The 4972-nt window shown below is 66.1% G+C and carries 7 protein-coding genes; 6 read left to right on the top strand and 1 reads right to left on the bottom strand.

All coding sequences use genetic code 11. The features are described 5' to 3' along the window. The first annotated feature begins 106 nt into the window (after positions 1-106). Genes ACPOLB_RS27385 through ACPOLB_RS27375 form a run of 3 tightly spaced genes read left to right on the top strand, consistent with a single transcriptional unit; the run spans position 107 to position 3400 of the window. The gene (locus ACPOLB_RS27385; RefSeq protein WP_425259228.1) at positions 107-1414 is read left to right on the top strand and encodes a site-specific integrase; all 1308 of its coding nucleotides are present in this window, start codon (positions 107-109) and stop codon (positions 1412-1414) included. Next, the gene (locus ACPOLB_RS27380; RefSeq protein ID WP_425259227.1) at positions 1398-2393 is read left to right on the top strand and encodes a tyrosine-type recombinase/integrase; all 996 of its coding nucleotides are present in this window, start codon (positions 1398-1400) and stop codon (positions 2391-2393) included. Before ACPOLB_RS27385 ends, ACPOLB_RS27380 begins: the two co-directional genes overlap by 17 nt. Continuing rightward, positions 2390-3400, top strand: coding sequence for a tyrosine-type recombinase/integrase (locus ACPOLB_RS27375; protein ID WP_425259225.1), 1011 nt, complete (start codon positions 2390-2392; stop codon positions 3398-3400). Before ACPOLB_RS27380 ends, ACPOLB_RS27375 begins: the two co-directional genes overlap by 4 nt. Before the next feature lie 17 nt (positions 3401-3417). Here the strand turns inward: ACPOLB_RS27375 and merR are convergent, their stop codons facing one another. Next, positions 3418-3816 (bottom strand): Hg(II)-responsive transcriptional regulator, encoded by a 399-nt coding sequence (merR, locus tag ACPOLB_RS27370; RefSeq protein ID WP_425259224.1) that lies wholly within the window; start codon positions 3814-3816, stop codon positions 3418-3420. A 70-nt stretch (positions 3817-3886) separates the two neighbouring features. On the opposite strand from merR, the gene ACPOLB_RS27365 reads away from it, so the two are divergent. Genes ACPOLB_RS27365 through ACPOLB_RS27355 form a run of 3 tightly spaced genes read left to right on the top strand, consistent with a single transcriptional unit; the run spans position 3887 to position 4748 of the window. Continuing rightward, positions 3887-4234 (top strand): mercuric transporter MerT family protein, encoded by a 348-nt coding sequence (locus ACPOLB_RS27365; RefSeq protein ID WP_425259223.1) that lies wholly within the window; start codon positions 3887-3889, stop codon positions 4232-4234. Positions 4235-4245: 11 nt separating this feature from the next. Beyond that, on the top strand, positions 4246-4524 hold the full coding sequence (merP, locus tag ACPOLB_RS27360) for a mercury resistance system periplasmic binding protein MerP (RefSeq protein WP_425259222.1): 279 nt from the start codon (positions 4246-4248) through the stop codon (positions 4522-4524). A 2-nt stretch (positions 4525-4526) separates the two neighbouring features. Next, entirely contained in the window at positions 4527-4748 is a 222-nt protein-coding gene (locus ACPOLB_RS27355) for a GDCCVxC domain-containing (seleno)protein (RefSeq protein WP_425259221.1), read from the top strand. Positions 4749-4972 lie beyond the last annotated feature (224 nt).

The raw sequence follows: 4972 nt of genomic DNA, 5'->3' as shown, positions 1-4972 counted from the left end.
TTAGGTTCGTCCGCGGTTATGCGCAGCAAGGGCCGCAAGCCGAGCGATCCACCTATGACGTAGGCCGTCGCGACCGCGCATAACGCTTCCAAGATCGTCCTCCCCGGTGGCCGCTGTGGCCGCCGTCAACGAGGAGACGATCATGGATTCGCTCAACTCCAATGGGCCCGGCGCGCTGGCGCTGGAGCCGCTCTGCCAAGGCGCTGCGCAGGAACTGCTGATGCGCAGCTACACCATCCGCACCGTCAATCGCTACAAGCGGGTGTGGAAGCAGCTGGCCGACTTCGTCCGCGCCCAGGGCCTGCCTGCCGAGTACACGCGTGAACTGGCCCTGCGTTTCGAGCAGGCGTACGGCGTTCGCGACGGGGAGGTGCTCAAGCTCGGCCAACAGTGGCGGCGGCACCTGGTCTTCGGCATCAAGGTGCTCGACGACTTCGCGCGCACCGGCACCATCAGCCGCTTCGTAGTCGAGACCACCGGGCTTCGAGTACCGGCGGGCATGCACAAGCCCCTGCGGGAGTACGAGCAATACGCCAGGGAGCGGCGGCATCTTCGGCCCACCAGCCTGGCCGAGCGGATGCACAACATCGCGGTCTTCCTGGACTTCCTGCGCACTCGCGGCCTGGAGACGCTGGACGCCCTGCAGGCCGAACACCTCAGCGCCTTCGTTCAGACCCGTACGGACTGGAAGCCGAGGACCGTAGCGTGCGTCTCGTCCAGCGTGAGGCTGTTCCTGCAGTTTCTCTTCATGCGCGGCGCCCTGCCGCGCGACCTCAGCGCTGCCATCCCAACCGTTCGACTGGCCAGCAATGCCAAGGTGCCGTCGGCGTGGGAGCCAGAACTGGTCGAGCGGCTGCTTGCTGCCGTCGATCGCAGCTCGCCGAAGGGCCGGCGTGACTACGCCATCTTGATGCTCGCCTCGCGCTTGGGTCTTCGCCTGGGCGACATCAAGCGCTTGACGCTCGATCAATTGCACTGGACCACGTCCACCATCGAGATCGTGCAGAACAAGACGGGGGAGCCGCTGGTGCTGCCGCTGATCGAGGAGGTCGGCGCCGCACTCATCGACTACCTGCGAGCTGGGCGACCGCCGGTCGAGCACCGGCATCTGTTCACCAACCTGACGCCACCGTTCTCGCCGATCTGCCAGAACGACCGGCTCCACCGCGTCGTGGCGTACTGGCGGGAACTGGCCGGGATCAAGTTCAAGACCCCGCAGCGTCAGGGACTGCACTCGCTGCGCCATACGTTGGCCACCCGGCTGCTCGGGGCGCAGACGCCGTTTCCCGTCATCTCGGCCGTTCTGGGGCATGCCTCGCCGGCAACGACCTTCATCTATGCCAAGGCCGACGTGGAGACCCTGCGCATCGCGGCCATCGATCCGGAGGAGGTGTTCCATGGCCACGCCTCGTAAGCCCGTGACATTCACCGGCAGCAGCCCCCTGGCTCCGCTGATGGCGCAATACGTTCAGGAGAAGCGAGCCTGTGGCTATCGCTTCAACCCCGCCGCATCCAGCCTGCGCCGACTCGACGCCCACCTGTGCAGCCAAGGCTTGCAGCAAGTCGAGTTGCCCAAGGCCGCGACCGCATCCTGGCTGGCCAAGCAGCCGCACGAGACCGGCAAGACCCAGCGCGCACGGGTCAACCTGGTTCGCAACTTCGCCTTGTTCATGCGCCGACTGGACCTTCCTGCCGACGTGCCTGATCACGCCGTGGGCGCCAAGGATTCGAGGCCATTCCTGGCGCGCGTGTTGACGCACGGGGAAGTGCGCCGCTTGCTCGAAGCCGCCGACCGGATCGAGCCGATGGCGTCGACTCACCTGCGCCACATCGTGCTGCCGGAGCTGCTGCGCGTGCTGTACGGATGCGGCCTGCGTCTCGAAGAGGCTCTGCGCCTGCGCATGCGCGACGTCGACCTAGTCCAGGGGGTGCTGCGCATCAACGACACCAAGTTCCGCAAGGACCGCCTGGTGCCGCCGGCCCGGCCCCTGGTCGTTCGTCTGCAGAAGTACGCGGCCGCGCTGGGGCCTCGTTCGGACGACGAGTACTTCTTCCCATCGCCTCGCGGCGGCCGGCTGGACGGCGGTGGCGTGTACCGCAATTTCAGGGAACTGCTGCACCGATGCGGCATCGGCCACGGCGGCCGCGGCGAAGGGCCTCGACTTCACGACCTGCGCCACACCTTCGCGGTACATACCCTGCTGCGCTGGTACCGCGAGGGTGCCGATCTGCAGCCCAGGATGCCGGTGCTGGCGACCTACCTCGGGCACGCCTCGATCGACGGCACCCAGGACTACCTGCAGATGACCGCCGAGCTGCATCCGGAGATCGTCTCGCGGTCGGACGCGGCCTACAGCGACGTCATTCCACCCAGGCCCTGGAGGTCGTCATGAAGCCGACCGACCTCTCCTTGCACGTGACGAACTACCTCACGCGCTACCTCGCCGGCCAGCGCAACCTGAGCCCGAACACGATCAAGGCCTACCGCGATGTGTTCACGCTGCTCCTGCGCTTTGGCCGCGACGGACGCGGCATTGCCGTCGAGCGCCTCTGCCTGGCCGACATCGACGTGACCTTCGTCGAGGCCTTCCTCGATCACCTGTCGCAGGAGCGGAAGTGTTCAATCCGCACACAGAACCAGCGGCTGGCCGTGCTGCACGCATTCTTCCGCTACGTGCAGTCGGAGGTGCCCGAGCGGATGCTGCAGTGCCAGAAGATCATGGCGATGCCGCTGCGGCGCCATGTCCAGGTGCCGGTGGCCTACATGTCCAAGGACGAGCTGACTCAGGTGCTGGCGCATCCCGATCCGACCACGCCGGCCGGGCGGCGCGACGCGGTGATGCTCAGCGTGCTGTACGACACCGGCGCCCGGGCGCAGGAGTTGATCGACCTGAACGCCCACGATGTGCGTTTGACAACGCAGGCCCAGGTCAGGTTGCTGGGCAAGGGGCGCAAGGTTCGCGTGGTGCCTTTGATGGACGCCACGGCTCGGCTGTTGCGTGAACACCTGCGGGAGAACGATCTCGATCGGCCCGAGCGAGGCCACCTGCCGGTGTTCCAGAACCGCCAGGGCGGGCGCTTGTCGCGGTCGGGCCTGCGGTACCTTCTGCACTGCCACGTGCAGGCCGCCCGGTCGGCCGTGCCCGGCTTCACGCAGAAGATCAGCCCCCACAGCATGCGGCACACCAAGGGCATGCACCTGCTGCAGAGCGGCGTGTCGCTGGAGATGATCCGCGACTTCCTCGGGCACGTGGATGTGAAGACGACGCAGATCTACGCCCGGGCGAACCTGGAGATGAAGCGGCGCGCTTTGGAGAAGGTGGCCGGCGAGTCGCCGTCGCCAGCGTTGCCATCCTGGCAGCAGAGCAAGTCTCTGCTCGACTGGTTGCGCTCGCTATAGCCGCGCAGAGTAGCTTGTCAGTCGGCGGCCAGGGCATGGATGATCGGGCAACTGCCCGTGGCCGCCCCCGTATCGCATTGGCGCAGCAGCGCCAACAAGGCCTTGCGCATCGCCTTCAGGTCGGCGAGCTTCTCTTCGATGACCTGCAACTTGTGCCCGGCAAGCTCGCGTGTTTCAGCACAGGCGCAGGCCTCGTCCAGCTCCAGCATGCTGGCGACTTCCTCCAGCGTGAAGCCCAGCACCTGCGCGCGCTTGATGAACCGTACACGCTTGATCGCCGCCGGGCCATAGCGGCGATGTCCGCTCGCCGGTTTGTCCGGTTCAGCCATCAAGCCGCGGCGCTGGTAGTACCGGATCGTCTCGACGTTCACGCCGGCCTCGTCGGCCAATCGCCCTATCGTCAGCTCGCTTGTCATCTGGACCCCTTGACTCCGTACCATGGTACGGACTCTAGACTTTCCGACATCAAACAAGTTCACCCGGTGTATGGCCACGTTCAAAGCAAGAGGTTCACTGCTCGCCGGCGCGTTGGCCGCCGTCGGCGCGTCGGTGTGCTGCGTCGGTCCGCTCGTGCTTTTGACGCTGGGCATCGGCGGTGCGTGGATCTCCAACCTGACGGCGCTGGAGCCTTTGAGGCCCTGGTTCATCGCTGCGACGCTGCTGTTCCTGGGTCTGGCGTTCCGGCGTCTGTACCTGCAGCCACAGGTCTGCGAGCTCGGCGCGGCGTGTGCCGAGCCGATCGTCCTCAAGCGGCAGCGGCTGATCTTCTGGCTGGTGACGCTGGGGCTGCTCGCGTTGTTGTCGGTGCCCTGGTTGGCGCCATTCTTTCTGTGAAGGACCTACCCATGCGCCATTTGATTGCCGCAGCACTCGTCATGCTGATGCCCTTGGCTTCGCTGGCTGCGCCGCCGCAGACCGCCGTGCTCGACGTGCAGAACATGACCTGCGGGCTGTGCCCGGTCACGGTGAAGAAGTCACTCGAGAAGGTGGCCGGTGTGAGCCAGGCTCAGATCGACTTCGCGAAGAAGACGGCCACCGTCACGTTTGACGCCGACAAGACCAACGCAACGGCACTGGCGAAGGCCACGACGGATGCTGGCTTCCCCTCGACGGTGAGGAAGTGATCATGGCTGACCCGGAACTGGAATCGGTGCTGACATGCCCGGCGTGCGGCCACGCCAAGCGTGAGGTGATGCCGACCGACGCGTGCCAGTTCTTCTACGAGTGCGAGCACTGCAAGACCGTGCTGCGGCCGACGGCCGGCGACTGTTGCGTGTTCTGTTCCTACGGCTCGGTCAAGTGTCCGCCCGTGCAGATGCAGCGCGGGTGCTCGAGCTGTAGCGCCTGAAGGCCACGACCCGCGCGGCAGTACTTCACCCGCGCCGGCGGGGCTGCGCGCACGACATCAGCCGGCCGGCGTCTGGGTAGGCCGGCTGAATGCGCTTGGATGGCTCCTACACCCGAACCGTCCCGCGTAGATCAGCGGAGTTATGTTGAGTCAGACGCGACCTCTCGCATGTCGGGCGTGAGCGCAGCGGGCTTTCTGCGCATAACCGCGGACTGGCCTAAATA

The organism is Rubrivivax soli (assembly GCF_049810355.1).
GTDB lineage: Bacteria > Pseudomonadota > Gammaproteobacteria > Burkholderiales > Burkholderiaceae_C > Rubrivivax.
The sequence above is the reverse complement of the archived record's forward strand: the minus strand, read 5'-3'. Positions and strand labels throughout refer to the sequence as shown.